Origin of the sequence: Deinococcus sp. (genome assembly GCF_018260555.1) — a bacterium.
Classification (GTDB): Bacteria; Deinococcota; Deinococci; order Deinococcales; family Deinococcaceae; genus Deinococcus.
The window spans coordinates 1-25516 of the sequence record NZ_JAGLBB010000049.1 but is presented as its reverse complement, the minus strand read 5'-3'; the positions used below and the strand labels follow the sequence as shown (position 1 = coordinate 25516).

The window sequence follows — 25516 nt, the reverse complement described above, 5'->3', positions numbered from 1 at the left end:
ACCCGCACGCTGACATTCAGGTCAGGCTGGGCGGGGTTCACGATGATGCTCTGCGCGCTGATCTTCGGCGCGGCGGAGGCGGTGCTGAGGAGCAGGGCGGCCGGGATCATCAGGAACTTTTTCATGGAGTCAGCCTAGCGAGCGGTTGATGACGGACCATGAGCGGCGCAGGGGCAACCTTTCATGACGGTTCAGCTTGCGATCAGGCTGGCGGGGTGGGAGTGGTGGGTGGGGTGGGAGCGCGGATCAGCGGATGATGCGGGCGGGTTCGATGCTGGCGGCGCGGCGGGCGGGAATCAGGGCGGCCAGCAGGGTGGTGATCAGGCCGATGGCGTTCACGCCCAGCAGGTCGGTGAGCCGCACCTCGACCGGCAGGCTGGTGATGAAGTACAGGTCGCCGGGCAACGTGAAGGGCCGCACCGTGAAGTACGCGCTGATCCCCAGGCCCAGCAGGTTCCCCAGCAGCAGCCCGCCCAGCCCCAGCGCCAGTCCTTCGAGCAGGAACACGCGGGTAATCAGGCTGCGGGTGGCCCCGATGGCGCGCAGGATGGCGATTTCCTGGGTCTTCTCGAACACGGCGAGCGTCAGGACGTTCGCGATGCCGAAGGCGGCCACGACGACGATCAGCAGCACCACGAACCCGATGACCTTCTTCTGCAGGGCCAGCTGATCGAGCAGGGTCCCGTACAGGCTCTGCCACGGCAGCGCGGAGTACGCGCGGGTGCGGGTCAGGTCGCTTCCGACGGCCGGGGCGAGGTCCGGGTCGGTCAGGCGCAGCTGGTAACCCGTGATGTTCCGCGTGCCCTGAAGGGTCTGGAGGGTCTGCAGGCTGGTAAAGGCGTATGCCGAGTCGATCAGGTAGTTGCCGGTGGTGAACACGCCGCGCACCCTGAGGCTGGTGCGGCGCTGCGTGCTGTTCAGCAGGCGCACCTCGTCACCTGTGAACGCGCCGACGTTGCGGGCCAGAGCGGAACCGAGCATCACCTCGCCAACCTTCAGGCTCGAAAGGGTCGCACTTTGCGCGTCAGGCAGGTCCAGGACCTGTCCGGCCGCGCCGGTCATGCCGAACAACGTGGCGAAATCCACTCCGGCGGCGCGGCCCTCACTGGCAGGGCGGGTCAGGAGGCCCTTGTCCGCCAGAAAGGGCGTGAAGGCCTGCACGCGCCGGTCGGCCAGCAGGGCCGCCTGGAGGTCCAGGTCGGGCCGGGAGGGCGTGAAGGCCATGACGCTCAGGTGTGGGCTGGCGCGCAGCGTCGCGTCGATCAGCGCGCGGGTAAAGCCGTTGGTGAGGCTCAGCGCGGCAATCAACGCCATGACGCCCACGGCGATGCCCAGGATGGTCAGGACGTTCTGCGTGCGGCGGCGGCGCAGGTGAGCCCGGGCCAGGGACCAGGCCAGCAAGCGGTCGGGGGCAGCGGGACCGCGCTCGGGTGGAGTGGCCGGGGCTGAAGTCATGCAAGGCGGAGGATACCAGAGAGGCCCCAGAAGCCCGCTGCGGCAACTGCCCACAGCCGTCGGGACTGCCCAGTCTGTTTCTTCTGGCCCCCCGGGGATGGTCCTTCTGGACGGGGCGTGTTCTCCTGGAGACTGGGGGGGGCCTGCGCCCCTCCCTGATACGGACTCGGCTTGAATGGCCTGCGAAGCCGCCCGGTCCGAGCGGATGCCAGTAGGACCAACAGATGGGTTTCGCGGCCTGGAGCGGCAGGCGGCGCTTTTCCGACTGTGGCGCAGTGGAACGCAGTCCATATGACAGCAGCCCGGGCCGCTCACGTGGAGCGGCCCGGGCTGGGTGGTGTGGGCTGTGCTGCCCGGTCAGCGGACGGCGGTGATCCGGATCTGGCGGGCGCCCCAGTTCATCGCTTCGGTGCGGGTGGCCATCCACACGTCAACCGAGTTGGTCTTGCGGGCGGCCATGGTGTCCTCGACGACGAAGATGCGGCCCCTGAGCGTGTTGTTGTATTTCCCGCTCAGGTCTTCGAGCATGACCTTGGTGCCGTAGGGGAAGGTGCGCAGCAGGTCGCGGGACAGGGCGACCACGCCGGGGCGGGTGCGGGTGCCGGTGGCCGTGATGAACGGCGTGGAGTCAGTCTGTCCGGGGACGCTGTTGTAGGCGGTCGAGCGGGCGATGACAGTCTTGCCACGGATGGGCGTGACGGCCAGGATCGCGGTCTGAGCCTCGGCGCGGGCCACAGCCTGCGCGCGGACCTGCGCGGCGCTCTGGGCGGTGGGGGCCGTTGGAGCGGGCACGGCGCTCAGGGCGCCGCGAACAGCGTCGGCGGCGACGGTGCTCCCGGGCAGGGCGGGGCTCACAGGCAGGGCGGAGCTGACAGGCGGGGCGGAGCTGGCGGGAACAGCAGGGCTGGCGGACTGGGTCGGGGCGGCAGACGCGGCCGTCTGGGCAGACGCGGCCGTCATTCCAACGAGGCTGAACAGGACCGTGCGGGTCCATCGGCTAAGCAGTTGAAGCATGTGGTCTCCTGCAGGCGCGGCCTTCAAGTGGCTGTGCCCGGCGTTGATGTGGTGGGATTCAGGTGAGGGCGCCAGCATGAAGGCTCTCCCTCTCTTCGGCATGAGCGTACGCGGCGAAGATGGCAGCTTTGTGGGAGAAATAGGTTTCTGATCTCATTTTAAAGGCGCGTAATTTTTGTACTTAGTACAGAAAAAATCAAATCTATCCTTCTGGGCTTTCGTTATAAAATGAGATAAGTTCTAATCCTCTCATTTATCCTCTCATATATTTGTTCTGCTCCAGACGAAATCGGCCATCTGAACCCCTGTTTTTGGGGAACAAATGGCCGAGTTTGTGATATAGATTACTGTATTGACACCCTTCCAGGCGTGAGAAGTGGCTCTGACCTAGTCACCAGCCGGTCAATTCGCGGATCACACTCACCTTTTACTCACCTGCTGCCCGGTCCCTCTGATACGGATTGATTCAGAACTGCACCGATTCAATCGGAATCCCTCTGAGGCGCCGCCGCCCAGCCGGACAGCACGTCCGCCGAGATCTCCTTGAAGATCGGCGCGGCCAGTTGCGACCCGTGGTACTCGACCTTGGCGGCATGCACCATCACCGCGATGGTCACGCGGGGCGATTCGGCCGGGAAAAAGCCCGCGAACACGCTGTCGAACACCGTCGCCGAGTACCGGCCCCGGGCGTCCACCGTCTGCGCCGTCCCGGTCTTCCCAGCCAGGTTGTACCCCTTAATCCCGGCCTTCGTGGGGATGCCCTCGGTAATCACGGTCTGCAGCAGGCGGCGGGTCGTGCGGGCCACCTCCGGCTGCACCACCTCACGCCGCTCGACCCCACCGGCCCCCTCGACTAGACGGGGCGAGATGTACTGACCGTCGTTCGCCAGGGTATTAAAGGCCGCCGCCAGTTGCAGGGTCGTGCTGCTGATGCCCTGCCCGAACGCGTTCGTGGCCCTCACCAGTTCATTCCAGCGCGGCAGCGGCTGCAACTGCCCGGACGCCGTGGGAATGACCGGCATGCTGACCTCACGGCCGAACCCGTACTGCTGCAGGTACTCCCGCATGGATTCCATGGGAAAGTGCTCCACGACGTGACTCATGCCCACGTTGCTGCTGTAGCGCAAGATGCCCTGTGTGCTCAGCGAGGACGGGTGCGGCACCACGTCCCCGATGGTGCTGCCCCAGCGGCCCCCCACGAAACGGCGCATGGGCGTGTCATACACGGTTTCCGGGGTGGTCAGGCCCTCGTTCATGGCGGCGGCCACGACCAGCGCCTTGACGGTGCTGCCCGGCTCGAAGTTATCCACGAACGCCCGGTTACGGCGCGTCGCCTGGTCATAGCGGCGCCAGACGTTCGGATCGAAGGGCGGGTAGGTGGCGGCGGCCAGCACGCGCCCGGTACGGGTCTCGAGGACCACCACCGTACCGTACTCGCCCTGATGCTCCGGCACGGCCTTGGCTAGCGCCGCCTCGGCCGAGGCCTGCACCTGGGTATCCAGTGTGAGTTTCAGGGGCTTCCCGGCACTCAGCGGCCCGTTGTACGCGGCTTCCAGGCCCTCCAGGCCATCGGTGGTGCCCATCATGCCCACCAGTTGCCCCGCGATGCTGCCCTGCGGGTACACGCGCTTGCCGTTCACGCTGGTGGCCAGCACTTTCCCGTCAGACGCCACAATCGGGCCGCGCGCCTGCACCACCGAGCTTCTCACGGTCTGCGGCACCCCCCACTCCAGTTGCGCGTACGCCCACACCAGCGTCAGGAACAGGCCCAGTGCCAGCACCCGCATCAGGGCCGAGCGGTTGCGGATCTTCACCTCCACTGCGTCCTCACCTCCAGGTTGTGTTCCGGTACGACCGGCGCCGGTACGGACGGCACCGGCGGAATGGCTTGCGTGACCTTGTCGGCGTCCGTGAAGCGGCGCATGCCGTTCGCGAAGGCCCAGCTCCGCAGCCGTTGCGGGTTCTCGAGCGCCTGCAACTCCAGGACCAGCGTGTCACGCTGCGTGGTCAGTTCGGCCTCGCGCACCTGCGCGGCCCGCAGGTCCGGGCGGATGTGCTGCGTCGCGCCGCGCACGATTACCAGCGTCACCACCATCAGCAGGTAGATAGCCACGTACCGCACCGCGCGGCCCCGCCAGGTCGGCAGGCTGGTATCCACCGCCAGGGTCGGCGGCCACGCGCGGCGCAGGGACCCGAACAGCGGCCCGGAACGTGGCCCGTCGGGGTGGCCCTCACGGTTGGGCCGGGCGCGGTGCAGGGACGGGCGCATCATGCGTCCTGCCCCCCCGCACGGACAGCCGAACGGAGTTTCGCGCTGCGGGCGCGGGGATTGACGGCCTGCTCGGACTCGGAGGCGATCACGGGACGACGGGTCAACGGTGACAGCACCCGGCTGCCCAGCAGGAAGCGTTTCACGATCCGGTCCTCCAGCGAGTGGAAGCTGATCACGGCCAGCCGCCCGCCAGGGGCGAGCAGCGTCTCGGCGGCCTGAAGGCCGTCCCGCAGCGCGCCCAGTTCGTCGTTCACGTGAATGCGCAGTGCCTGGAAGGTCCGCCGGGCCGGGTGGATACCCTTACTGAACCCCGGGTACGCCCGCTTGACGATCTCGGCCAGTTGCACGGTCGTCTCGATGGGCGCTTTCTCGCGGGCGTACACGATGCCGCGCGCGATCCGGCGGGACAGGCGGTCCTCGCCATACTCGTAGATGATCGCGGCGATGTCCTCCTCGTCGTACCCGTTGACCACGTCGGCGGCCGTCTCGCCCGACTGACTCATGCGCATGTCCAGCGGAGCCTCGGTGTGGTACGAGAAGCCGCGCCCGCCGTCGTCCAGCTGAAAGGAACTCACGCCGATATCCAGCAGGATGCCGTCCACCTGCGTGACGCCCGCGCCCGCCAGCAGCGAGACCATGTCGCGGTAGTTGCCTTCCAGGACGTGCAGGCCCGGGTGGTTCGCGGCCCGCGCGCGGTTCAGGGCGAAGGGATCCTGGTCGATGCCGTACACGGTCGCCCCGGCTGCCAGCAGCAGCCCGGCGTGCCCGGCGCCGCCCAGCGTGCCGTCCACAAATACCCGGCCCGGCGCGGGGGCCAGGACCCCGGTGACCTCGTCGGCCAGCACCGGCACGTGCGAGAAGGCCCCGGCCGCGTCAGGGGCGTCGGGGTCGGTCAGGGACGGACCGGCGGACATGGGGTCAGCGAGAAGGTCGGACGTGCGGGGGCCGGATTCGGACGGGCCGTCGGAGCGGTCCGGGAAGTTGGGATGCTGTGTCTCTGGGTTCATGCTGATCACGCCACGAAGTTCACGAGAAGGTCGGGTTTGGGTGGGTTGTCCTGCACGGCCGTGATGGCCGCGTCCCAGCGGGCCGGGTTCCACAGTTCCAGGCGTCCGGGCGCGCCCGCCACGATCACGTCACTGTCCAGTCCCGCGAAGGCCCGCAGCGTCTGTGGGACCGACACGCGGCTCTGGTTGTCCAGCCGGGACTTGCTGGCCCCGGAGTAGAAGAACCGCACGAACGCCCGCGAACCGGCGTCCGTGAGGGGCAGACCTTCGAGCTGCTCCTCCACGCGTTTCCAGCTCGTCAGCGGGAACACGTACAGGCAGCCTTCCATGCCGCGTGTCAGGATCATGCCGTCCTCCACGAACTCACGAAAAGGGGGTGGCATGACCACTCGCCCCTTGTCGTCAATGGTGTACGGGTACTCTCCAAACGGCAACGTCTCCCCTCCTCTCCTCCTGCGCGTTTCACCGGTCAGCCCGCCGCAGCGTCAGGGAACGCCCGGCCGCCGACACGATCAACCATGAACACGAACTAAACGTATGGAGGTTGATGCGGCGAGTGTAACAGTCATCCCCACCAATTACCACCAATCCCCACCATTTACCCCCCTGCACCCACCCACGCCCCGCCGTTCCCCACCAGAGCCCCCTCTCCGCCCCCACTGTCCCCGCATCAGGGCAGCCAAGTCCCACCAGGCGCTCCCGACCACCCCGGCAAGGCATACCGTCCAATCGGAATCCGTCCCAGGACACTTTCCCCTGCCGTCTGCCACTAGCATCAGCCGTATGCCTGCCCTCAATGCCCTGCCCCTCAATGCCCTGCGGAGCGGCGCCGTCCTGGCCGCCCTGGGTGTCATGCTCGGTGCTTTCGGCGCGCACGCCCTGAAAGCCCAGCTGACGCCCGAATCCCTGAGTACCTTCGAAACCGGTGTGCGCTACCAGATGTACGCCGCGCTGGCCCTGCTGATCCTGGGCACCCAGCCCACCCAGACGCGCGCGCCCTGGCCGCTGCTGGCGGGGGCCGTGATCTTCAGCGGCAGCCTGTACCTGCTGACCCTGACCGGCGTGAAGGTTCTGGGCGCCGTCACGCCCATCGGCGGCGTTCTGATGATCGCCGCGTTCGTGCTGGCCGCCTTGGACGCCCGGAAGTAGAACGTGGGTGGTGGGGAACGTCCGTGACAATCCAGCGCGCACCACCTGAAAAGTCATACGGACTCCGGGTTGAGTGGGCTGCAAAGCCCGTTCGATCCGAGCGAAGCGAGTGGGAGCAACAAGGGTTCCGGACGTGGAGCCGGCAGGGCCGGTGAAGTTCCGGATCTGTTGGCGAAACAAACGGAATCCGTATCAGGCCGCCTCCGGTAAAGCGGGGCGGCCTGATCGCGTGTGGTGCGGGGGAACTGTAAGCCGGGTTCTGTCCGTCACTCTCGTGACTGTTCGGCCATCTCTCTGGGACGCGCGTCGCCGCGCGCCTCAAGCGACCATCCTGGCGGTCATAGGGCGGGCCACCCTCGCGCACTGTCGGGTCTTGCACCGGATGGGGTTTACCAGACACTCCCGGTCTCCCGGGAGCCTGGTGCGCTCTTACCGCACCGTTTCACCCTGACCACCTGCCCGCCCGCGCCGGGGCTTCACGTACTGAAACGCCAGCAGGTGGCGGTCTGGTTTCTGTGGCACTGTCCTTCGACTTCGCCGCCACCCGGGCCGCAGGCGCGCGCACCGGGTACTTGACTCGCCGACCAGCCGTTAGCTGGCATCCCTGCCCTGCGGTGCCCGGACTTTCCTCACCCAGACTCACGCCTGGGCGCGGCCGAACATTCCCCCGCAAGGACAGAGCATAGCAGACCGCCCCCGCGCACCCCACCCGGACGGGCGGGCGCGTGGGGGCACAGGGGGGCGGGCGCAGGGGAACGGCGGCTCAGCCCCAGCGGGCCATCGTTTCACGCTGCGCGCGGTCCCACACGGCGGGTGGCATGCGGTCCGGGTGCAGCAGATCCTGAAGTTCTTTCTGGTTGAGCTGACGGAACTCGCCGGGTTCCAGGTCGCCCATCCACAGGCCACCCACGCGGTAGCGCAGCAGGCGGTAGACCGGGTGGCCGATGGTTTCAAGCATGCGGCGCACCTGCCGGTTGCGGCCCTCGCCCAGTACCACGAACGCGCCCTCACGCGCTGGCTCGGCACTGACCGCGCGGGCCACGCCGTCTTCCAGTTCCACCCCCGTCACCAGGGACTCGAGTTCCTCGGCGGTGGGCGGCGCGTCCCCTTCGGTCCAGGCGCGGTACGCCTTCTCGTGCCCGTAGCGGGGGTGCGTGAGGTTTAGCGTGAGTTGCCCGTCGGTGGTGAGCAGCAGCAGGCCCTCGGAATCCTTGTCGAGCCGACCGACCGGATGCAGACCCGGAATGCTGGGCATGGCGTCCAGGACGTTTCGGCGGCCGTACTCGTCGCGGGCGGTCGTGACGTACCCGGCGGGTTTATGCAGCATGAACGTGACGTTCTCGACGGCGGTCGTCTCGACGAGTTGCCCGTCCACGCGCACGTCGTCGGCGTCCGTGACGGTGCGGCCCAGCGCGGCGACCTCGCCGTTCACGGTCACGCGGCCCGCCCGGATCATGTCCTCCACGGCGCGGCGTGAGGCGATCCCGGCGCGCGCGAGACGTTTTTGCAGGCGTTCCCCGCCGGGACTGGCGGGCGTGGATTCAGGGTGGTCAGCGGATCGGTCGGTCATGGGTGCCCCCGGCGGGATGGAAAGGAAAGAATGGCCAGGACGGCCAGAACGAGCAAGAAGGCCGACAGGCCCAGCAGCAGCGAGCGCAGGGCCAGTGGCAGGGACTCCGCGCCGCGCAGCGCGGCAGGCAGGAGTGCGGCGACGCACAGCAGGTTCCCGCCGGCCAGTCCCGCGACCTTCACCGCGTCCGGCGTGAAACTGGCCGCCACCTGGAACGCGCCCCACGCCAGCAGCAGCGCGCCGCTCACGCGGGCCAGCCACAGCGGCGAGACGCCCACCAGGGCCGCCACGCCCGGTGACAGGAAGTACAGGTACAGGCCCAGCGGAACGAACAGCAGGGCGGTCAGCCAGAACGCGACACGCAACACGGGGCTCAGTCTACGCGGCCCCGGCGAGTCGGTGCGTGCGCCGCGCCCAGCTGGCGCCGCTCTGCTAGCCTCGCGCTGATGCCCGTGATCGCCGTCGACAAACCCCTGAACCTCACCTCTCATGATGTCGTGAACCGCGCCCGCCGCGCGCGCGGCACGAAACGCGTGGGGCACACGGGCACGCTGGACCCCCTGGCGACCGGGGTGCTGGTACTGTGCGTGGACGACAGCACCAAGGTCGTGCAGTTCATGGAGGCCGACAGCAAGGACTACCTCGCGTGGATCAGCCTGGGGGCCGGAACGCCGACTCTGGACGCCGAGGGACCGGTCGAGGCGACCGCCGATGTGCCGCCCCTGGACCCCGCGCAGGTGCAGACGCTGCTGCAAACCTTCACGGGGCCGCAGGCGCAGGTGCCGCCGCAGTACAGCGCGATTCAGGTGGGCGGCCAGCGGGCCTACGCGGTCGCCCGCGCGGGCGGCGCGCTGGACCTGCCCGCCCGGAACGTGGTGATCCACTCGCTGGACCTGCTGGGCGTGTACCCCGGCGTGGACACGGCGCCGCGCACCTTCGACCCGCAGAGCTGGACGCCTGCGGACACCGGGCACACCTTCACGCTGCCGCCCGCGCTGGGCGAGTTTGCAACCCTGCTGGTGCGCGCGCGCGTGGGCAGCGGCACGTACCTGCGCTCGCTGGCGCGCGACGTGGGCGGCGCACTCGGCGTGCCCGCGCACCTGGGCGGACTGGTCCGCACCCGCGTGGGCCGCTACGACCTGCGGGACGCCACCACCCTGGACGGCCTGCCCGAGGCGGCGGGCATCCCGGACCTCGCCGCGCTGGACTTCCCCGTGATCGAGGCCGACGACCGCGTGGCCCGCGAACTCCGCCAGGGCAAACGCCCGGTCCACTCCGCGCAGGGCCGCCATGTCGTCACCCTGAACGGCGAACTGGTGGCGGTCGTGGACGGCAACGGCGAACACCTGAAAGTCGTGCGCGCCTGGGCGTGAAGAGGCAGTGAACAGTGGAAAGTGGTGAGTGGGCGCGTGCCCCCCCACTTCCCACTCACTACTTTCGGAATCAGTACCCGGGAGCGACGCCCGGCTGCGCGAGTCCGATGCCTTCCAGGGCTCCGGCAATCTGCACGAGGCGTTCGTCGTGCAGGGCAGGGGCGATGAACTGGATGCCGACCGGCAGCGGCGTGCCGTCCACGGTTTCGAACCCGGCGGGAATGCTCAGGGCCGGGAGGCCCGCGAGGTTGACGGCCACCGTGTCCACGTCGGCGGCGTACATGGCCAGCGGATCGCTGGTCTTCTCGCCGCGCCGGAAGGCGGGGAAGGGACTGGTGGGCGTGACGAGCACGTCGAACTGCGCGAAGGCCTGCGTGAAACGGTCGGCGATCAGGCGGCGGACCTTCATGGCCTTGCTGTAGTAGGCGTCGTAGTAGCCGCTTGAAAGGGCGTAGGTGCCGATCATGATGCGGCGCTGCACTTCCGGGCCGAAGCCCTGCTCGCGGGTCAGGGTCATGGCCTCGGTCACGTCGCTGCCGGGCACGCGCTGGCCGTACACCATGCCGTCGAAGCGGGCGAGGTTGCTGCTGGCCTCGGGCATGGCGATCAGGTAGTACGCGGCGATGGCGTAGCGCAGTTCCGGCAGGCTGACCTCGGCCGCGGTCGCGCCGGCGCCGCGCAGGGCGTCCAGGGTGGCGCGCAGCGTGGTGTCCACCCCGGCTGTGTTCCCGGCGAGGCTCTCGGTGATCACGCCGACCCGCAGGCCGCGCAGGTCGTCGGGCGTTCCGGCGGCGAAGGCAGGCGGCGCGTGCAGGCTGGTGGCGTCGTGCGGGTCGTGCCCGGCGATGACGTTCATGATGAGCGCGAGGTCCTCGGCGCTGCGGGCGAACGGGCCGATCTGGTCGAGGCTGCTGGCGTACGCGATCAGGCCGTAGCGGCTGACGCGGCCATAGGTGGGTTTCAGGCCGTACACGCCGGTGAACGCGGCGGGCTGGCGGACGCTGCCACCGGTATCGCTGCCCAGGCTGATGGCGCTCAGGCCAGCGGCGACCGCCACGGCGCTGCCGCCGCTGCTGCCGCCGGGCACGCGGGCCGTGTCGTACGGGTTCAGCGCGGGGCCGTAGGCGCTGTTCTCGGTGGAGCTGCCCATGGCGAACTCGTCCATGTTGGCCTTGGCGATGATCACGGCGCCCGCCTGCACGAGCCGCGCGGCGGCGGTGGCGTCGTAGGGGCTGACGTAGCCGCGCAGGATGCGGCTGCCACTGGTGGTGGCGGTGCCGGTCACGTTGATGTTGTCCTTGACGATCACGGGCACGCCAGCCAGCGGCAGGGCTTGGCCGGCGTTCAGGCGGGCCTGCACCTGCCCGGCCTGCTCGGCGGCGTGCGGGTTGACGCTCAGGACGGCGTTCAGCTCGCGGGCCGCCTCGATGCGGTTCAGGGCGGCGGCCGTCAGGTCCTGGGGGGTCGTGTCGCGCGACTGCACGGCGCGGGCCTGTGCGGCGGCGCTGCTGGTGGCGCTGGTGGGCGGAGTGGCGGGCACGGACATACCCGCCCAGTCTAGCGGCGCGGCCCGGCCCGGTACGCCCGGCTGCCTGAACCGGCCGTCTGATAGGGACTGCGATTGATTCGCTGCACTTCTGAATCAATCCGAGCGGACGCGAGTAGGAACAGCATATGGATTCCGCTCCATACCGCGAAGGGGCGTATGGTGCGGGCTGCATGGACCGTTGCTCCGGACAGCCAATCCGGATGGGCTCGCTTACAACAAGCCGGGCGGGACGGCTCCCCTCACAGAACCGTCCCGCCCCCTTGTTGTCGCGCGCGACCAGCTTCAACCCTGGTACGCGGCGTGGTCACGCCTCAGCGCGTGCCGTAATCCTGTACCCAGTAGGTGCCGTACCGGCTGCCGGGCTTGTACAGGTAGCCCACGCCCACTTCTTTCAGGGTGGGGTCCATCAGGGTTTTGCAGTGGCTGGGGCTGTCCAGCCAGCCCCGCGTGACGTTGCCCAGCGTGTACCCGGCGGCGATGTTCTCAGCGATCCCCTGCCAGCCCGTGTACCCGGCGGCCTGGGCGCGCTGGGCGGGCGTGCGGCCCTCGGGGGTGACGTGGTCAAAGTAGGCGCGTTCGGCCATGTCGCTGGCGTGGGCGCGGGCTGCCCCGGCCAGGTAGCCGTTCCAGGTGACGGGCGCGGCGGCCCCGAAAGCCTGCGTGCCGCAGGTGCGCGGCACGGCGCGGGCCTCGTTGATCTCCTTGAGAATCTGGGCTTCCTCGGCGCCCATGGTCTGGCTACCGGCGTCACGGGCGGCGCTGCCCTGCCCGCCGGTGGCGTTGCTGCTCCCGATGGCGGCGCTGGGCGTGGCAGCACTGGGGGCGCTGGGGGCGCCGCCACAGGAGGCGAGCAGCAGGGCAGCGGGGATCAGAACGGTCAGGGTCAGTTTCAGCTTCGGCATGTGAGGGTCCTTTGACGCTGCCCGGGCGGGATCAGCGGTTGAAGTAACCTCACCTTAACCAGATGTCCCTTTCAGGCCGCTCACGACGCCGTGGATGAAGAGTGGCCGCAGCGATCACCCCCATCCGGGGGTAAGGGACGGCCCGATTGGCCGCTGGCCCATGCCCAGCTTTTCTGCTTGCCAGACAGGGTTTACGCCGGCATATGCAGCGCAGGGAGCAGGGTCGGGCCGGTCCGACAAGGGGGCGCTCCGCCTTGATTCGCTGACCGCCCCGCCAGAAAAGTGTCTTGTGAGTCCTGTCAAGACGTGTAAGAGTGCTGTGACAGCTGCGGCGCCCTCCTGTGCGGCAGGTCCGCCTCAGCGGACGCGGTTCAGGCCGTCCTGCGCCACCCGGTAACTGGGGCTGAGTTTCAACGCCGCCTCGTAATTCTCACGGGCTTTTAACCGGTCGGGCGCGACCGCTCCGGCACCCCGCTCGTAACTCAGGCCCAGGTAATACAGGTACTCGGGCGTGGCGCTGCCCAGCGCGGCGGCGCGCGTCAGGTTCTCACGCGCCGTTTTCAGGTCACCGCTGTCCAGGTTGAGGCGGCCCAGGTAGTAGTAGAACTCCGGGTAGCGCAGCGGGTCCAGCGTCACGGCCTGCGTCAGCTGCGAGCGGGCCGTGGCCGTATCCCTGGCCAGGTAACTCACCACGCCGTACTGACCGACCGCGTAGGCGTTCTTGGGGGCCAGTCTCGCGGCCTGCGCCGCCTCAGGCCGGGCGGCCGTCACGTTCCCGCTCAGGGCCAGTAGCTTGGCGTAGTACGCGCGGTTGTACGCGTCTCGGGGGTCCACGATCACGGCCTGTTGCAGGTAATCCAGCGCCTGTGGGATGTTCCCGGTCGCGTAGTACATGTCGCCCAGGTTGTACAGCAGGATGGAGTTGTCGGGGTTCAGGGTGGTCGCCTGCCGGAACGCCTCGATGGCCTTCGTGGCGTTGCCCTGCAGCTTGTAGACGTACCCGCGCTCGTTCCAGACGCGGCTAAGCGCCACGTTCTTGCCCGCCGTGAGTGTCTGCGCCAGCGCCTCGGCGTCGGTCAGGATGCGCAGCGCCTCGCCCAGGTTACTGCTGACGGCCGCGCGGTCACCCGCCCCGATGTACTGCTGCACGAACGCCTGAGACAGCGAGATGTACGCATCGAAGTTGCGGCTGTCCACACTGATCAGTCGTTTGAGGGTCTCGATCCCGGCGCTGTACAGGCGCAGTTTCACCTGCGCGCGGCCCAGACCGATCAGGGCGTCCGTGTTGCGTGGGTCGATCTCGCTGGCCGCCCGGTACGCCACGTACGCCTGGTCGAACTGGCCCTGCTCGTAGTAGTACACGCCCAACGCCACGTAATTCGCCGCAGGAATGGTCCGGGTCGGCGCGGCCGCCGGTGACGCGACTGGAGCGGGCGTGGCGGCCGGGGTAGAAGCCGCCGGGACGGCGGGGGTGGGCGTGGTGGGCGCACTTTGCGCCGCAGCGAGACTCAGGGTGGTTACCAGGCCCAGCAGGCCAGAAACAGTCGTGCGTCGATTCACTCGGAAACCTCCGTGGGGTTCGGACCGGCAACTGCGCGCCGGATCAACCACGCCCTGCCAGCTTCTGGCATGAACGAATAATACGTGAGAACGAATACAGCCCAGGTGAAGTCGCTGTGAGATGCGCTGACGCTCATTCTGACAGTTTTCACCGACTGCATGACTGGTGCCTGATAGGAGAGGTTGGCCGGTCACTGGCCGCACACGGCGCCGCCGGGCAGCGGATCACCCGTCCGTTCGGGGCCGGCTGATACAGTCGGACGCATGAGCCCCGCTGACCGTCCTCCAGCCGGTAGTGTGCCCTCCCTGCCCGCGCCCTCTCTGTCAGCGACCGCTGTGTCACCGACCACCCCGACTCCCGTCCGGCGGATCGGGCTGACCGGCAGCATCGGCGCGGGCAAGAGTACCGTCGCCGCCCTGCTGCGCGCGCGCGGTTTGACTGTCCTGGACGCCGACGAGCAGGCCCGGCTGGTCACGCAGGATCCGGGGGTGCTGGCCCTGCTGGACGCCCGCTTTCCCGGAGTGGTCGCGCACGGCACCCTGGACCGCGCCGCGCTGGCCGAGCGGGTGTTCAGCGACCCGGCCGCCCTGGCCGACCTGAACGCCATCACGCACCCCCGCGTGAGGGCGCGCATGGCGGCGCTGGAAGAACAGGCGGCCGCGCGAGGAGAACGGACGGTGGTGCAGGACGTGCCCCTGCTGTTCGAGGGAAGCCTGCACACGCAGATGGACGCCGTGATCGTCGTGGACGCCCCCCTGGCCCTGCGCGTGAAGCGCGTCATGGAGCGCAGCGGCCTGAGCGAACCTGAAATCCTGGCCCGTGACGCCCGCCAGCTCCCCGCCGACCAGAAACGCGAGCAGGCCACCGTGATCATCGAGAACAGCGGCGACCTCGCCCACCTGGAAGCGCAGGTGGACGCCGCGCTGCGCCAGCTGGGGTTGATGGTTGATGGTTGATGGTTGATGGTCAACAGCGTATGCGCGACCTGACCAGTCCAGTCAAGGCCACCCACTCCCTACTCCCCACAACCCCAACAGCCATGGGACGGCCGCGCCCCGCGCGGCCGTCCCTCTCCTGAACGTGTTTACGCCTGCTGGGCGTCCAGCGCGGCCTTGACAAAAGCGGCGAAGGGGGGGCTGGGGCGCATCGGGCGGCTCTTGAATTCCGGGTGGGCCTGGAGGGCCACGAAGAACGGGTGGCCGGGAATCTCGATGGTTTCCACGAGTCCCGCGCCGCGCCCTTCCACACCCGGGGTAACGCCGCCGATGACCAGTCCGGCGTCCTGAAGGCGGCCGGTGTAGGCGGGGTTCACCTCGAAGCGGTGGCGGTGGCGTTCACGGACGGTGCCGCCCTGCGGAACGCCGTACAGTTCAGCGATTTTCGTGTCGGCTTTCAGGTTCATAGGCCAGTCGCCCAGGCGCATGGTGCCGCCCATCCCGGCGACTTCCAGCTGTTCGGGCATCAGGTCGATGACCTTGTGCGGGGCGTACTCGTCGAATTCGGCGCTGTTGGCGCCTTCCAGCCCGGCCCTGTGCCGGGCAAACTCGATCACGGCGATCTGCATGCCCAGGCAGATGCCCAGGTACGGGGTGCCGCTCTCGCGGGCGTACTGCGCGGCGCGGACCTTGCCCTCGATGCCGCGGATGCCGAACCCCCCGGGCACGAGGATGCCGTCGGCGGCGGCGAGGCGTTCGCGGACGTCTGCGGGCGTGACGCTGGCGTCGGCGAGGTCCTCGGCGTTCACCCACTGGATGTTCACGCGGGCGTCGTTGGCGATCCCGGCGTGCGTGAGGGACTCCATGAGGCTCAGGTACGCGTCGGGCATGGCGGTGTACTTCCCGGCGATGGCAATGGTGACCTCGCGGGTGGGCTGCTTGATGGTCCGCACGGCGTTCTGCCACACGCCCAGGTTCGGGTGCGTGCGTTCCAGGGACAGGATGTCCTCGACGGTCTTGCCCAGGCCCTGTTCTTCCAGCGCCAGGGGCACCTCGTAGACGTGCGAAACGTCGAAGCTGGAGAACACACGGTTCTCGCGCACGCTGGTGAACGCGGCGATCTTGCGGGTGATCTCGACCGGGAGTTTTTCCTTGCTGCGGACCATCACGATGTCGGGGCTGATGCCCACGGAGCGCAGTTCCGCGACCGAGTGCTGGGTGGGTTTGGTCTTGAACTCGTTGCTGGTGCCCAGGTACGGTACCAGGGTCAGGTGCAGGTACAGGACGTTCTCGTCGCCCTCGTCGAACTTGAACTGCCGGATCGCTTCCAGGAACGGCAGGCTCTCGATGTCGCCGACGGTGCCGCCCACCTCGATCAGGACGATCTCGGCCCCGGCGCGTTCACCAGCGGCGCGGATGCGGCTCTTGATCTCGTCGGTGACGTGCGGGATAACCTGCACGGTCTGCGACAGATAGTCCCCGGCGCGCTCCTTGCGGATGACTTCCTGGTACACCTGCCCGGTCGTGATGTTGCTTCCGGCGGGAATATCGAGGTCCAGGAACCGTTCGTAGTTGCCGATGTCCAGGTCGGTCTCGGCGCCCGAGGCCGTGACGAACACCTCACCGTGCTCGTAGGGGCGCATGGTGCCGGCGTCGATGTTGATGTAGGGGTCGATCTTGACGGCCGTGACGCGGTAGCCGCGGGCACGCAGAAGGGCTCCGAGACTGGCGCTGGCCACGCCTTTTCCAAGGCTGCTGACCACGCCGCCCGTAACGAAGATGTATTTCATGTCTGACCGCGAGCGCCCGCCCCACGTGGGACCACCCCACTGCATAGGGGCCAAAAAGAAAAACCGGGGCGCTCGGCCTCCGGGATTTGATGCTATCACACCGGCCCACCCGGAAAGGCAGGCCACGGCGGGTGCGCGTCAGGGGTTCAGGCGGCCCACGTTGCGGGGCGAGACCACCACGCTCTGCACCCAGGTGGCCGGGTCGGCGCTGGAACGGGCCGGGATGACCACGGCCTTGCCTGCCACGGCGCGGCTGACGCTGAGGTTCACGGTCACGCGGGTCTGCCCGGCCACCTGCGGCCCGGCGGGCGGCGCGGTGAACAGCGGGGGCAGGCCAGCCACGGCGGGCTGCACGTAGTCCAGCAGGAGTTTGCCGTCCTCGCCGTTCAGGCCGCCGGGTGCCAGAGCCGTTAGCTCAGTGACGGTGGGCGGCGTGGTCCGGATGAGGTTCTTGGTGTACTCGATGAGCAGCCAGGCGTCCTGGTTGCCGGGGTCCGCGCCGGGGTTGTTCTGGCTGGCCGGGCCAACGCCCGTCACCCAGGTGCCGCGCAGCACCGGGTAATAGGCCTTGAACTTGTAGCAGGCGCGGTCGTTGCTCACCGTGCAGCCGCTCACGGCCTCCTGCGGGGCTTTCACGATGGCGAGGATGGGGGCCGAGGCGCTGCCGACCACCCAGTTGCCGCCACCGGGCCGCTCGGTGGTGACGCCACTGCCGAGATTCAGGGTGGTGCCCTGCGGATACACGTAGGCGGCCTCGCGGACGTTGGCGATCAGGTAGTTCTGCGCAATCTGGAACTCCTGAAGCAGGTCGTTGCGCGCCTGAAGGTCACCCGACGACCGCGACGACGAGATCAGCAGCGACGACGCCGCGAACATGATGATCAGGGCCAGCGCCACGGCGATGAGCAGCTCGATCAGGGTGAACGCGGCCGTATTCAGGGCGGGGCGGGACGGGGTGGTCATGGCCGGGCCACATCCACGCTGAGGCTGGAGGTCGCGCCGCCCAGCGTGACCTGCACGTTGATGCGCCGCACGGGCGCCGTGTCCGGTGGGTTGCTGCCGCAGGTGGCGTTCAGGTCGGGGGTGCCGGTGGAGTTTCCGTTCACGTCGAGGTTGGTCAGGGTGACCTGCGCGGTGGCCGGGATGGGCTGCGTGGCGCAGCGCTGGTCGTAGTTGACGACGCTGAGCCAGTCACCGCGCACGGCCTCGATGACCTGCTGCGCCTGTTGCGTGGCGGTGACCTGCTGGTTGCTGCGGCGCGTCAGGCCGAAAAAGCCGGTCAGGGGGGTCAGGACGACCAGGGCGATCACGCTGGTCAGGAACACGGCCACGAGCACCTCGATGATCGTGAAGCCCTGGGTGTGGCTGGCTGGCGTTTGGCTGGTCTGCGTGGGCGTGGTCTGGGTGCGGTTAGTTCGTTGCATCGATCATGACCTTTCCGGTGATTCCAACGACCTTGACCTTCAGGCTGTGCGTCCCGCCCAGGCTGGTGAGGGTCCAGGTGGTGCCATTACCGCTGGTCGTGCCGGTTGGGGCGACGTACACGATATTGTTGAGACCCACCACGCCGGTCAGCGTGACCCCGCCGGGCAGCGTGCGCGTCTGCGGCGTTCCAGCGCGGGTCAAGGTGTACGTGGATGAGTTGGCGGCGACCGTGACACTGGCGGACTGCCCGGTTTTTAGGGCCTCGCTGCGGGCCTGACGCAGATCGCCGGTCAGTTGCGAGGCGGCCTCGCGCACCTGATTGGCGCGGTACGTGCCGAGCAGCGCGAACCCGAACAGGCCCGCCACGATGGCCAGGATGCTCATGACGAGCAGCAGTTCCAGCAGCGTGAATCCGGCCTGCCGGGCGCGGGGGTGTGCGGGAATCACCGGGTGCCTGCCGTGCTGACGGTGTCGCCGCGCAACCGGGGTTCGGGGACGGGGGTGGCGCCGTCGTACAGGCCGACCGTCCAGGTTGCCGCAGTGGGGAAGTACGGGGGGCGCAGCCCGGCCAGGGTGCGCGGGTCGAACACGAAATTACGGCCGTACCCGGTCTGCTGCACGTCGCCACTGGTGGTCCCGAACGCGCCGTAATAGTTCTCGATGACGCCGCCGATCAGGTTGACGTTCCCCAGGGCGCTGCCCCTATCAAACCCACCGACCTGCACGGCGCCCTGTCCGGCCATCAGGACGGCGTGGATGGTGGGGTTGTTCCCGAGTTCCGTGGCCCTGCCGTTACCGGGGCGGATGAGATTCACGTTGCCCTGGCTGGCGTAGATGCCCAGGATGTTCTGCGCGTTCAGGTTGGTGCAGGGGGCGGGCGTGACGGTGCCGTCCGCGTTGCGGGTGTGCGCGCCGCTGCACGGCGGCTCGGCGTAGCGCAGGTCGCTGGTGATGTCGATGTCGCCGTCGGCAGCCAGGGTCAAGCCGGCGAAGGGAGCGACGGCCGCGCCAGCCGCAGCATTCGGCCCGGCATTCAGGCTGCCGACGTTCCCGCCGACGTAGATCACGCCGTTGAAGCCAGCGGCGGGCGTGCCGGGCGCGAAGGTGCCGTCCGGGTTACGGGTGGCGTCCTGCCAGCTGCCGCCGGGGGCAAGGATGCGCAACCGGCGGTCCGTGCCGAAGGCCAGCTGGGTGGTGACGGGCGTGCCGTTCACGTTTCTGGTGAAGCTGAGCCGCTGCACGTCCTGCCCGGCGACCGTGTCGCGGTACAGGCTGAGGCTGCTCACGCTCCCGGCAATGGCGATCCCGCCCGACTGCGCCGCTGCCTGCTGGTTATTGCCACTAATGGGCAGTGGCAGGACTGGTGAGTCCCAGTTCACGCCCGCCGCGAAGGTGGGTTGCACTTGCGGGTTGGCGGCGCAGGCTCTATCGCCGCTGGCGCATTCGGTGGGGGCATCGCGGCTGGGTTGCATGTCGTCGACTCTGCGTTCTACCCCGGCGAAGTACGCGCCGGGCTGCGCGGCGGGCTTGCTGACGGCGTCGCACTGCGGCCCCAGGGTGTTGGCGGGGCATCCGGCGCTGGTGACGGCCCCCCCGAACCAGGGTTTACCCTCGAACCTGAACTGCTGGTTGGTGTGCACGGGACCGCTGAACAAAGTCCGGCTGGTGAAGGTGATACGGTTCTGGGCGTCCTCGGCGTCGGCGCTGTTGAAGTGGTGGTTGGTGAGCAGGGCGTAGGGCGCCAGGGAAGGCTGGCTGACGGTCAGGTTCAGGGTGGGCAGGTTCGAGCGCACCCGGACCGTGCGGGTGGCCGTTCCAGCGCGGCCCGTGATGGTCACGTCGGGAACCTCGAACGTCAGGCGGTACTGGGTGGCGCTGTCGCGGATGACGGCCAGGGGTTTCAGGCCGTAACTGACGGCGTACGTGGAGGCGTCCTGATCCCCGTTCAGGGGGACGCCCTGCGTGCCGGAGAACAGGTCGGACCAGAAGCGGCTGCGGACCTCGGGGGTCGCGCCGGTGATGCCAGCGTCCATGAAGGCCTGCTGACCCACGGCGTTCACGAGCAGGGCCACGCGGGAGTTCACGCCGCCGCCGGCACTGTTCAGGCCGGTCGTGGGGTTCAGGGTGCAGAGGGTCGCGCCGTCAGCGGCAGTGGGCAGGCTGCTCAGCCCGCACAGCGCGGCGAGGTCGCTCAGAACCTGCGCGCCGTCCGGAGGCAGACTGGCACCGCTGAGCAGGCCGCCCATGACGCGCAGCCGGGCCTGCACGCGCGCCGCGCCGGACTCGGCGGCAAACTGGGCACGCAGGATGGCGTCCTGATCGACGCTGGAGCGCCGGGCGGCGAGCGTGACCTGAGCAGTGACGCTCATGATCACGGCCAGGATCAGCATGACGAACAGCAGCGACACGATGAGGGTCGCGCCCTGGGTACGATCTGATGGCCGCATATCTCACAGTATGGCCCGAGAATGAGAAAAATCTCACCCCCCAATCCGGGGATTGTGAACATCCTCAACTACGTATGACATTCAGTGACAGTTCTGTCGCACGGATTCCGTTTGTTTCACCCGGATTGCTTCGGAACTGTCCCGAATCAACTGTAGACCCCTCAATCGGAGGCCGCGTAGGATGACTGGTCCGCTTGACGACCGGGCGCCGATGGGAGCCGACGTGGGCGTTGCGGACCCTGCGTCAGCGGGCGCGGATGCGTTCCAGCAGCGCCGTGTGCCGCTCCTCGCGCTGGCGGCCGGCGGCCCGCTGCCACGCGCTGCCGGACCCGACCGCGAAGAAGCGTTCGCGGGCGCGGGTCAGGGCGGTGTACACCAGGTTGCGACTGAGCATGGGCATGTGTGCCTCGTGCAGCACGCCCAGCACGGTGTCCCACTCGCTGCCCTGCGCGCGGTGCACGGTCAGCGCGTACCCGAGTTGCAGGTTGAACAGTTCCGCCCCGGCGAGTTCCACGATGTTCCCGTCGAAATCCACGGTCAGGCGGGACCCGTCGGCTTTCAGGACCGTGCCGACCGTGCCGTTGAAGACCTCGTTGGTGTAGTCGTTCCTGGTCTGCACGACCACGTCACCGGGCCGGGCGTGGGCGTCGGCGATGCGCACGCCGCCCTCGCCGGGATTGAACAGGCCCTGCAGGTGGTGGTTGAGCATGTCCACGCCCAGCGGTCCCTTGCGCATGGGCGTCAGCACCTGTACCTGCGTGGGGCCGCCCAGGTCGCGGACGAGCAGCGCCACGCGGCGCGCGCCGACATCCGGCTCGGTTTCCGTGATGTTCAGGCGCGGGTCGCCCCACTGCGGAGCCTGACCCTGGAGCAGGCCGTGCGCGGCGCGGATGATGGGGTTCTCGGCCGCCTGACGGTACACCTGCGTGAGGCGCACGGTGGGCGCGGTCTGCGTCAGGGCGTGCAGGGGCAGCCCGGCGTCCACCGGGGGGAGCTGGTCAGTGTCGCCGACGAGCAGCACCCGCGCGCCCGGCGCGACTGCCGAGAGCAGCGAGAGCATCAGGCCGTCGCCGCACATGCTGACCTCATCGACGATCAGCAGGTCGTAGGGGGCAGGTTCCAGGTGGTTGTGCCGGAAGCCTGCCGGGCCGTAGCCGAGCAGGCGGTGAATGGTGCTCGCCGTGCGGCCCGTCACCTCGCCCAGGCGGCGGGCGGCCTTGCCGGTCGGGGCGCACAGGCCGACTTCCAGGCCCAGGCTCTCGGCGAGGTCCGCGACCGCGCGGGTGGTGGTGCTCTTGCCGGTGCCGGGCCCGCCGGTCAGGACGACCAGCCGGTGCTCTCCGAGCAGGTCCAGCACACCCGCCTGCTCGGCGGACAGGTCCCTGGCCGCGCCCCTGGGAACGGCCCACCGCTCGCCGGCGGGGGGCGTGGCGATCAGGGTGCGGATCAGGCCCGCGAGTTTCTTCTCGGCGCGCAGGGTGGGCGGCAGGTAGATGCGGCTGGAATCGTGCAGCGCGTCCTGCGTGTCCAGCAGCGGCGGCGTGTCGTCGCTCAGGCGGCCCAGTTCCACGGCGGTCTCCACGGCCAGCCGCGCCTGGGCGGGCGTCACGCGGGTGTAGTGCGCCACGCCCCGCTCCGCGCGCGCACGCGGCAGGAACGAGTGCCCGCCCTGCTGCGCGGCCTGTTGCAGGGTGTACACGGCGGCGGCCGTCAGGCGGCGCGGGTCGTCGAGGGTGCCGCCCCGCGCCTGCCACAGCTTGTCGGCGGTGAGAAACCCGATGCCCTCGACCTCGGTCAGCACGAACAGGTCCGATTGCAGGCGTTCTAACGCCGCCTCTCCAAAGTGCTTCACGACCCGCTGCGCCTGCGAGATGCTCAGGCCCAGGCCCTGCAACCCCGCGAGCAGGCGGCGTTCCAGGCCCTGCTGCGACCAGCTGGACGTCATCTTGTGCAGCGTGCTGGCCGTCACGCCCGGCACCTGCAGCAACCGGTCCGGGTCGTTCTCCAGGATGTCGAAGGTCGCCGCGCCGAACATCCCGGCGATGCGCCCGGCCAGCACCTTGCCCACGCCGCCCACCCGCGCTTCCAGGTACGCGGCGATGCCCGCCTCGGTCAGGTCGGCAGGCTGCGCCTCCAGCACGAGGTTCAGCACGCGGTACTGGTAGCCGTACTCGCGGTGCTCCTCCATGGAGACGTCGGCGCTGAAGGTGTCCCCGGCCTCCAGGGGCGGCATCACGCCGATCACGGTGGCGTCCGGGTCCTCGCCCTCCTCGTTGCGGATGCGGGCGGTCATAACCGTGAAACCCGAATCTGAACGGAACCGCACCCTGTTCACACCGCCGGACACGCGGAAAGTCTCGGCAGCAGAGGAAAACGACATAGACCAGCAGCATAGCAAGGCCCGGCCCATTCCGTCATGAACAAAACGGGATACGGGAGCTGGTCAGTGTCAAACCCGACTCCTTGACTGGCGGTTATGGCCTGCGCAGCCGGGGAGGCTGGGCCGGGTTCAGCGGGTGGGCCGGGTTTCAGCGGGTGGGCAGGGTTTCAGCGGGTGGGCCGGGTTCAGCGGCGGCGGAGGCGGCGGGCGGCCTGGCGCACCCACCGGCTCAGGGCGGGGGCGGGGCGCTGGCAGAGGGCCACGTCCTGCGTTTCCCGCAGGCGGGCTTTGGTGTACAGGTCCAGATCATTGCTATACATGCCAGTATCTTTGCAGTGTTTGCAGCAAATAAACATGATAAATGACCCTTTGAATACATATTCAGGCGTCTTTCAGGTAACTATCTTTTCTCTCTGCTCGTAACAGGCTGGCTTGCGAGCTGACAGACACCAGCACCTGCCTTTTGCCAGCCAGACAGGAGGGAGGGGCGCGCAGGTGCCAGGAATGACAGTTCGGTAGCCGTGGCGGCGTATGCACCGGCGGGCGTCCGTATGCAGGCGCGGCCGGGCCTCAGCGCCCTCCATGCTATTTTTTTCTGTGATGCGCGTACTTCACACTGCCGATTTCCATGCCGGGCGATCCCTGCGGGGCTTCGACCGCACCCCGGAAGTCCACGACGCCCTGACCGAGATCGCCGGACTGGCCCGCACGGAACGCGCGGACGTGGTCCTGGTGTCCGGTGACCTGTTCGACACGGGCAACCCCAGCGCCGACGCAGAAGCCGCCGTGTTCGACTTCTTCCTGCGCCTGCGCGACCAGGGCATTCCGGGCGTGGTCATCGCCGGGAACCACGACAGTGCCGCGCGCCTCGCGTCGGTTACCGGGCTGCTGGGCTGGGTGGGCGTGCAGGTCGTCTCGCAGCCCACCGCAAACCCGGCCGACATGATCCGCACCGTCGAGACGCGCGGCGGCGAGCGGCTGGTCGTGGGCGCGCTGCCGTACCTGTCCGAGCGGCGGCTGGTCAAGGCGGCTGACCTGCTGGGCGGCGACACCGGCGCGTGGCGGCAGAAGTACCGCGAGGGCATGGGCTTTTTCCTGCGCCGCCTGGGCGAAGGTTTTACCGGGAGCAGCGTGAACATGCTGATGTGCCACGCCACCATGGACGGCGCGGTGCCCAGCGGCTCCGAGCGCACCATGCAGTTCGACCTGACGAACAGCTACACCCTTTCGGGCCTGCAACTGCCGCCCGGCGCGCAGTACGTGGCGCTGGGGCACGTGCACAAGCCGCAGCAGGTGTCCGACGCGCCGCCCGCGTACTACCCCGGCAGTGTCATTCAACTGGACTTTGGTGAGGCCGGCGAGAAGAAACAGGTGAACCTTGTCGAGGTCGAGGCCGGGCGGCCCGCCCAGGTCCACGCCCTGCCGCTCGCCAGCGGGCGGGAACTGCGGACCCTGCGCGTGGATCTGGAACACGTCGAGTCGCGCCTGGCGGCCCTGAGTGACTTTGGCGGGCTGCTGAAAGTCGTGGTGCGTGCCCCCGCCGGCACCGCCCTGCCCGGCCTGAAAGACCGCGTGCTGAAACTCGCGCCCGGCACCCTGGCTGTCGAACTTGACGCGGCGCAGGAGGACCTCGCCACGCCTGACCTGAAACGCGAGGGCCTGAGCCTGATGGACCTCTACGAACGCTTCCACCAGGAGAAACGCGGCGAACTCCCGGACGACCTGCGCGCCGCGTTCCTGGAAGCCGACGAACTCGCCCGCACCGAGGAGGGCGCGTGAGGAGGGTTGATAGTCGAAAGTCGATGGTTGATGGTCTGACCCCTATCAACCATCCACCATCAACCATCAACACGCCGGAGGCGCCCCGATGAAGCCGATCAAACTGGAGTTGCAGGGGTTCACGGCGTTCCGGCAGTTCACCAGTCTGGAGTTCGGGGACCTGGAACTGTTCGCGCTGGTCGGGCCGACCGGGAGTGGTAAGAGCAGCCTGCTGGACGCCATGACGTTCGCGCTGTACGGGCAGACGGCGCGGCTGGGCGCGTCGGGCCTGGACGCGCTGATCTCGCAGGGCGAGCGCGGCCTGTCGGTCAGCCTGACCTTCGAGGTGGCTGGCGTGACGTACCGGGCGTCGCGCACCAAGGGCCGCAAGCAGGCGGAGAACGAGGTGCGCTTCGAGCAGCTGGAAGCGGACGGCCGCTGGGCCAACCTCTCTGAAGGCGGGGCCAAGGGCATCAGCGAACGCATCCGGCGGGCGGTGGGCCTGGACTTCCGGACCTTCGCGCGCAGCGTGATGCTGCCGCAGGGCGAGTTCTCACGCGTGCTGCACGGCTCCGGCAAGGAGCGGCAGGCGCTGCTGGGCGAACTGACCGGGCTGGATCACGTGGGGGCCATGCAGCGGGTCGCCTCGGACCGCGCCAAAACTCTGAAACTCGAAGCGCAGGGCCTGAGTGGCCTGCTGGACTCCGAGTACGCGGGCGTGACCGCCGAGGCGGCCGACACGCTGCGGCGCGAGCGGGAAGTCACGGACGCCGAGGCCGAGCGCCTGACCGACGCCCGCGAGACCTTGCAGGCCGCGCAACTGCGGCTACGTGAGCAGGAACGCGTCTGGAAGGCCCGCGAGGACACCGCCCGCCGGGTCACGGCCCTGGAAGCCCGCGCCGCCGGGGTGCAGGCCGGGGCCGAGCAGG

At 68.7% G+C, this 25516-nt stretch carries 23 protein-coding genes, 1 other RNA gene and 1 pseudogene; 5 read left to right on the top strand and 20 right to left on the bottom strand.

All coding sequences use genetic code 11. The features are described from left to right. From QZ271_RS10380 to mraZ, 7 genes and pseudogenes are all read right to left on the bottom strand, one after another. Positions 1–125, bottom strand: a pseudogene (locus QZ271_RS10380) (S-layer protein); the annotation flags it as partial. A 121-nt stretch (positions 126–246) separates the two neighbouring features. After that, a complete protein-coding gene (locus QZ271_RS10375) occupies positions 247–1455 on the bottom strand; it encodes an ABC transporter permease (protein ID WP_291431157.1) in 1209 nt (402 codons plus the stop codon). A 357-nt stretch (positions 1456–1812) separates the two neighbouring features. Further along, entirely contained in the window at positions 1813–2469 is a 657-nt protein-coding gene (locus tag QZ271_RS10370) for a 3D domain-containing protein (RefSeq protein ID WP_291431155.1), read from the bottom strand. Between the two features lie 482 nt (positions 2470–2951). Next, positions 2952–4289: a penicillin-binding protein 2 gene (locus tag QZ271_RS10365; RefSeq protein ID WP_291431153.1), complete on the bottom strand. Its 1338-nt coding sequence runs from the start codon at positions 4287–4289 to the stop codon at positions 2952–2954. After that, positions 4280–4741: a hypothetical protein gene (locus QZ271_RS10360; RefSeq protein WP_291431151.1), complete on the bottom strand. Its 462-nt coding sequence runs from the start codon at positions 4739–4741 to the stop codon at positions 4280–4282. The genes QZ271_RS10365 and QZ271_RS10360 overlap by 10 nt, the downstream gene beginning before the upstream one ends. Next, complete coding sequence (rsmH, locus tag QZ271_RS10355; protein ID WP_291431161.1) at positions 4738–5655, bottom strand: 16S rRNA (cytosine(1402)-N(4))-methyltransferase RsmH; 918 nt, start codon at positions 5653–5655, stop codon at positions 4738–4740. Before rsmH ends, QZ271_RS10360 begins: the two co-directional genes overlap by 4 nt. Positions 5656–5753: 98 nt before the next feature. Beyond that, positions 5754–6182: a division/cell wall cluster transcriptional repressor MraZ gene (gene mraZ, locus QZ271_RS10350; protein ID WP_291431149.1), complete on the bottom strand. Its 429-nt coding sequence runs from the start codon at positions 6180–6182 to the stop codon at positions 5754–5756. Positions 6183–6531: 349 nt separating this feature from the next. Between mraZ and QZ271_RS10345 the strand changes: the two genes are divergently transcribed. Beyond that, entirely contained in the window at positions 6532–6897 is a 366-nt protein-coding gene (locus QZ271_RS10345; RefSeq protein WP_367114360.1) for a DUF423 domain-containing protein, read from the top strand. Between the two features lie 232 nt (positions 6898–7129). Here the strand turns inward: QZ271_RS10345 and rnpB are convergent. The 3 genes from rnpB to QZ271_RS10330 form a co-directional block, all read right to left on the bottom strand. Then, positions 7130–7568: RNase P RNA component class A (gene rnpB, locus QZ271_RS10340), an RNA gene on the bottom strand. Positions 7569–7660: 92 nt separating this feature from the next. After that, positions 7661–8467 (bottom strand): pseudouridine synthase, encoded by an 807-nt coding sequence (locus tag QZ271_RS10335; RefSeq protein WP_291431146.1) that lies wholly within the window; start codon positions 8465–8467, stop codon positions 7661–7663. Then, positions 8464–8835: a hypothetical protein gene (locus QZ271_RS10330; RefSeq protein WP_291431145.1), complete on the bottom strand. Its 372-nt coding sequence runs from the start codon at positions 8833–8835 to the stop codon at positions 8464–8466. The genes QZ271_RS10335 and QZ271_RS10330 overlap by 4 nt, the downstream gene beginning before the upstream one ends. A 78-nt stretch (positions 8836–8913) precedes the next feature. Here QZ271_RS10330 and truB point away from each other — a divergent pair, with 78 nt between their 5' ends. Then, a complete protein-coding gene (gene truB / locus QZ271_RS10325) occupies positions 8914–9840 on the top strand; it encodes a tRNA pseudouridine(55) synthase TruB (protein WP_291431143.1) in 927 nt (308 codons plus the stop codon). Between the two features lie 70 nt (positions 9841–9910). On the opposite strand, the gene gatA is transcribed toward truB, so the two are convergent. The 3 genes from gatA to QZ271_RS10310 all read right to left on the bottom strand — a co-directional run bounded on the left by gatA (position 9911) and on the right by QZ271_RS10310 (position 13851). Further along, entirely contained in the window at positions 9911–11386 is a 1476-nt protein-coding gene (gene gatA, locus QZ271_RS10320) for an Asp-tRNA(Asn)/Glu-tRNA(Gln) amidotransferase subunit GatA (RefSeq protein WP_291431140.1), read from the bottom strand. Positions 11387–11700: 314 nt separating this feature from the next. Then, entirely contained in the window at positions 11701–12291 is a 591-nt protein-coding gene (locus QZ271_RS10315; protein WP_291431138.1) for a CAP domain-containing protein, read from the bottom strand. Between the two features lie 357 nt (positions 12292–12648). Continuing rightward, positions 12649–13851: a tetratricopeptide repeat protein gene (locus tag QZ271_RS10310; RefSeq protein ID WP_291431135.1), complete on the bottom strand. Its 1203-nt coding sequence runs from the start codon at positions 13849–13851 to the stop codon at positions 12649–12651. Between the two features lie 264 nt (positions 13852–14115). Here QZ271_RS10310 and coaE point away from each other — a divergent pair, with 264 nt between their 5' ends. Then, complete coding sequence (gene coaE, locus QZ271_RS10305) at positions 14116–14808, top strand: dephospho-CoA kinase (protein WP_291431133.1); 693 nt, start codon at positions 14116–14118, stop codon at positions 14806–14808. 128 nt (positions 14809–14936) lie between these two features. On the opposite strand, the gene QZ271_RS10300 is transcribed toward coaE, so the two are convergent. The 7 genes from QZ271_RS10300 to QZ271_RS10270 all read right to left on the bottom strand — a co-directional run bounded on the left by QZ271_RS10300 (position 14937) and on the right by QZ271_RS10270 (position 23149). Continuing rightward, positions 14937–16577, bottom strand: a complete 1641-nt coding sequence (locus QZ271_RS10300) for a CTP synthase (RefSeq protein ID WP_291431131.1) — start codon at positions 16575–16577, stop codon at positions 14937–14939. A 138-nt stretch (positions 16578–16715) separates the two neighbouring features. After that, entirely contained in the window at positions 16716–17540 is an 825-nt protein-coding gene (locus tag QZ271_RS10295; RefSeq protein ID WP_291431129.1) for a type II secretion system protein J, read from the bottom strand. Continuing rightward, the gene (locus QZ271_RS10290) at positions 17537–18001 is read right to left on the bottom strand and encodes a prepilin-type N-terminal cleavage/methylation domain-containing protein (RefSeq protein WP_291431127.1); all 465 of its coding nucleotides are present in this window, start codon (positions 17999–18001) and stop codon (positions 17537–17539) included. Before QZ271_RS10290 ends, QZ271_RS10295 begins: the two co-directional genes overlap by 4 nt. Next, on the bottom strand, positions 17988–18449 hold the full coding sequence (locus tag QZ271_RS10285; RefSeq protein WP_291431125.1) for a GspH/FimT family pseudopilin: 462 nt from the start codon (positions 18447–18449) through the stop codon (positions 17988–17990). The genes QZ271_RS10290 and QZ271_RS10285 overlap by 14 nt, the downstream gene beginning before the upstream one ends. After that, entirely contained in the window at positions 18446–20449 is a 2004-nt protein-coding gene (locus QZ271_RS10280) for a DUF4900 domain-containing protein (RefSeq protein WP_291431123.1), read from the bottom strand. Before QZ271_RS10280 ends, QZ271_RS10285 begins: the two co-directional genes overlap by 4 nt. 244 nt (positions 20450–20693) lie before the next feature. Then, positions 20694–22829, bottom strand: coding sequence for an ATP-dependent RecD-like DNA helicase (locus QZ271_RS10275; RefSeq protein ID WP_291431122.1), 2136 nt, complete (start codon positions 22827–22829; stop codon positions 20694–20696). 185 nt (positions 22830–23014) lie between these two features. Next, positions 23015–23149, bottom strand: coding sequence for a hypothetical protein (locus tag QZ271_RS10270; RefSeq protein WP_291431120.1), 135 nt, complete (start codon positions 23147–23149; stop codon positions 23015–23017). A 280-nt stretch (positions 23150–23429) separates the two neighbouring features. Between QZ271_RS10270 and QZ271_RS10265 the strand changes: the two genes are divergently transcribed. Then, positions 23430–24608 carry an exonuclease SbcCD subunit D gene (locus tag QZ271_RS10265; protein WP_291431118.1) on the top strand — a complete coding sequence of 393 codons (1179 nt, stop codon included), beginning with the start codon at positions 23430–23432 and terminating at the stop codon, positions 24606–24608. An 88-nt stretch (positions 24609–24696) separates the two neighbouring features. Next, the coding region (locus tag QZ271_RS10260) for an SMC family ATPase (protein ID WP_291431117.1) at positions 24697–25516 on the top strand (820 nt) is incomplete at its 3' end.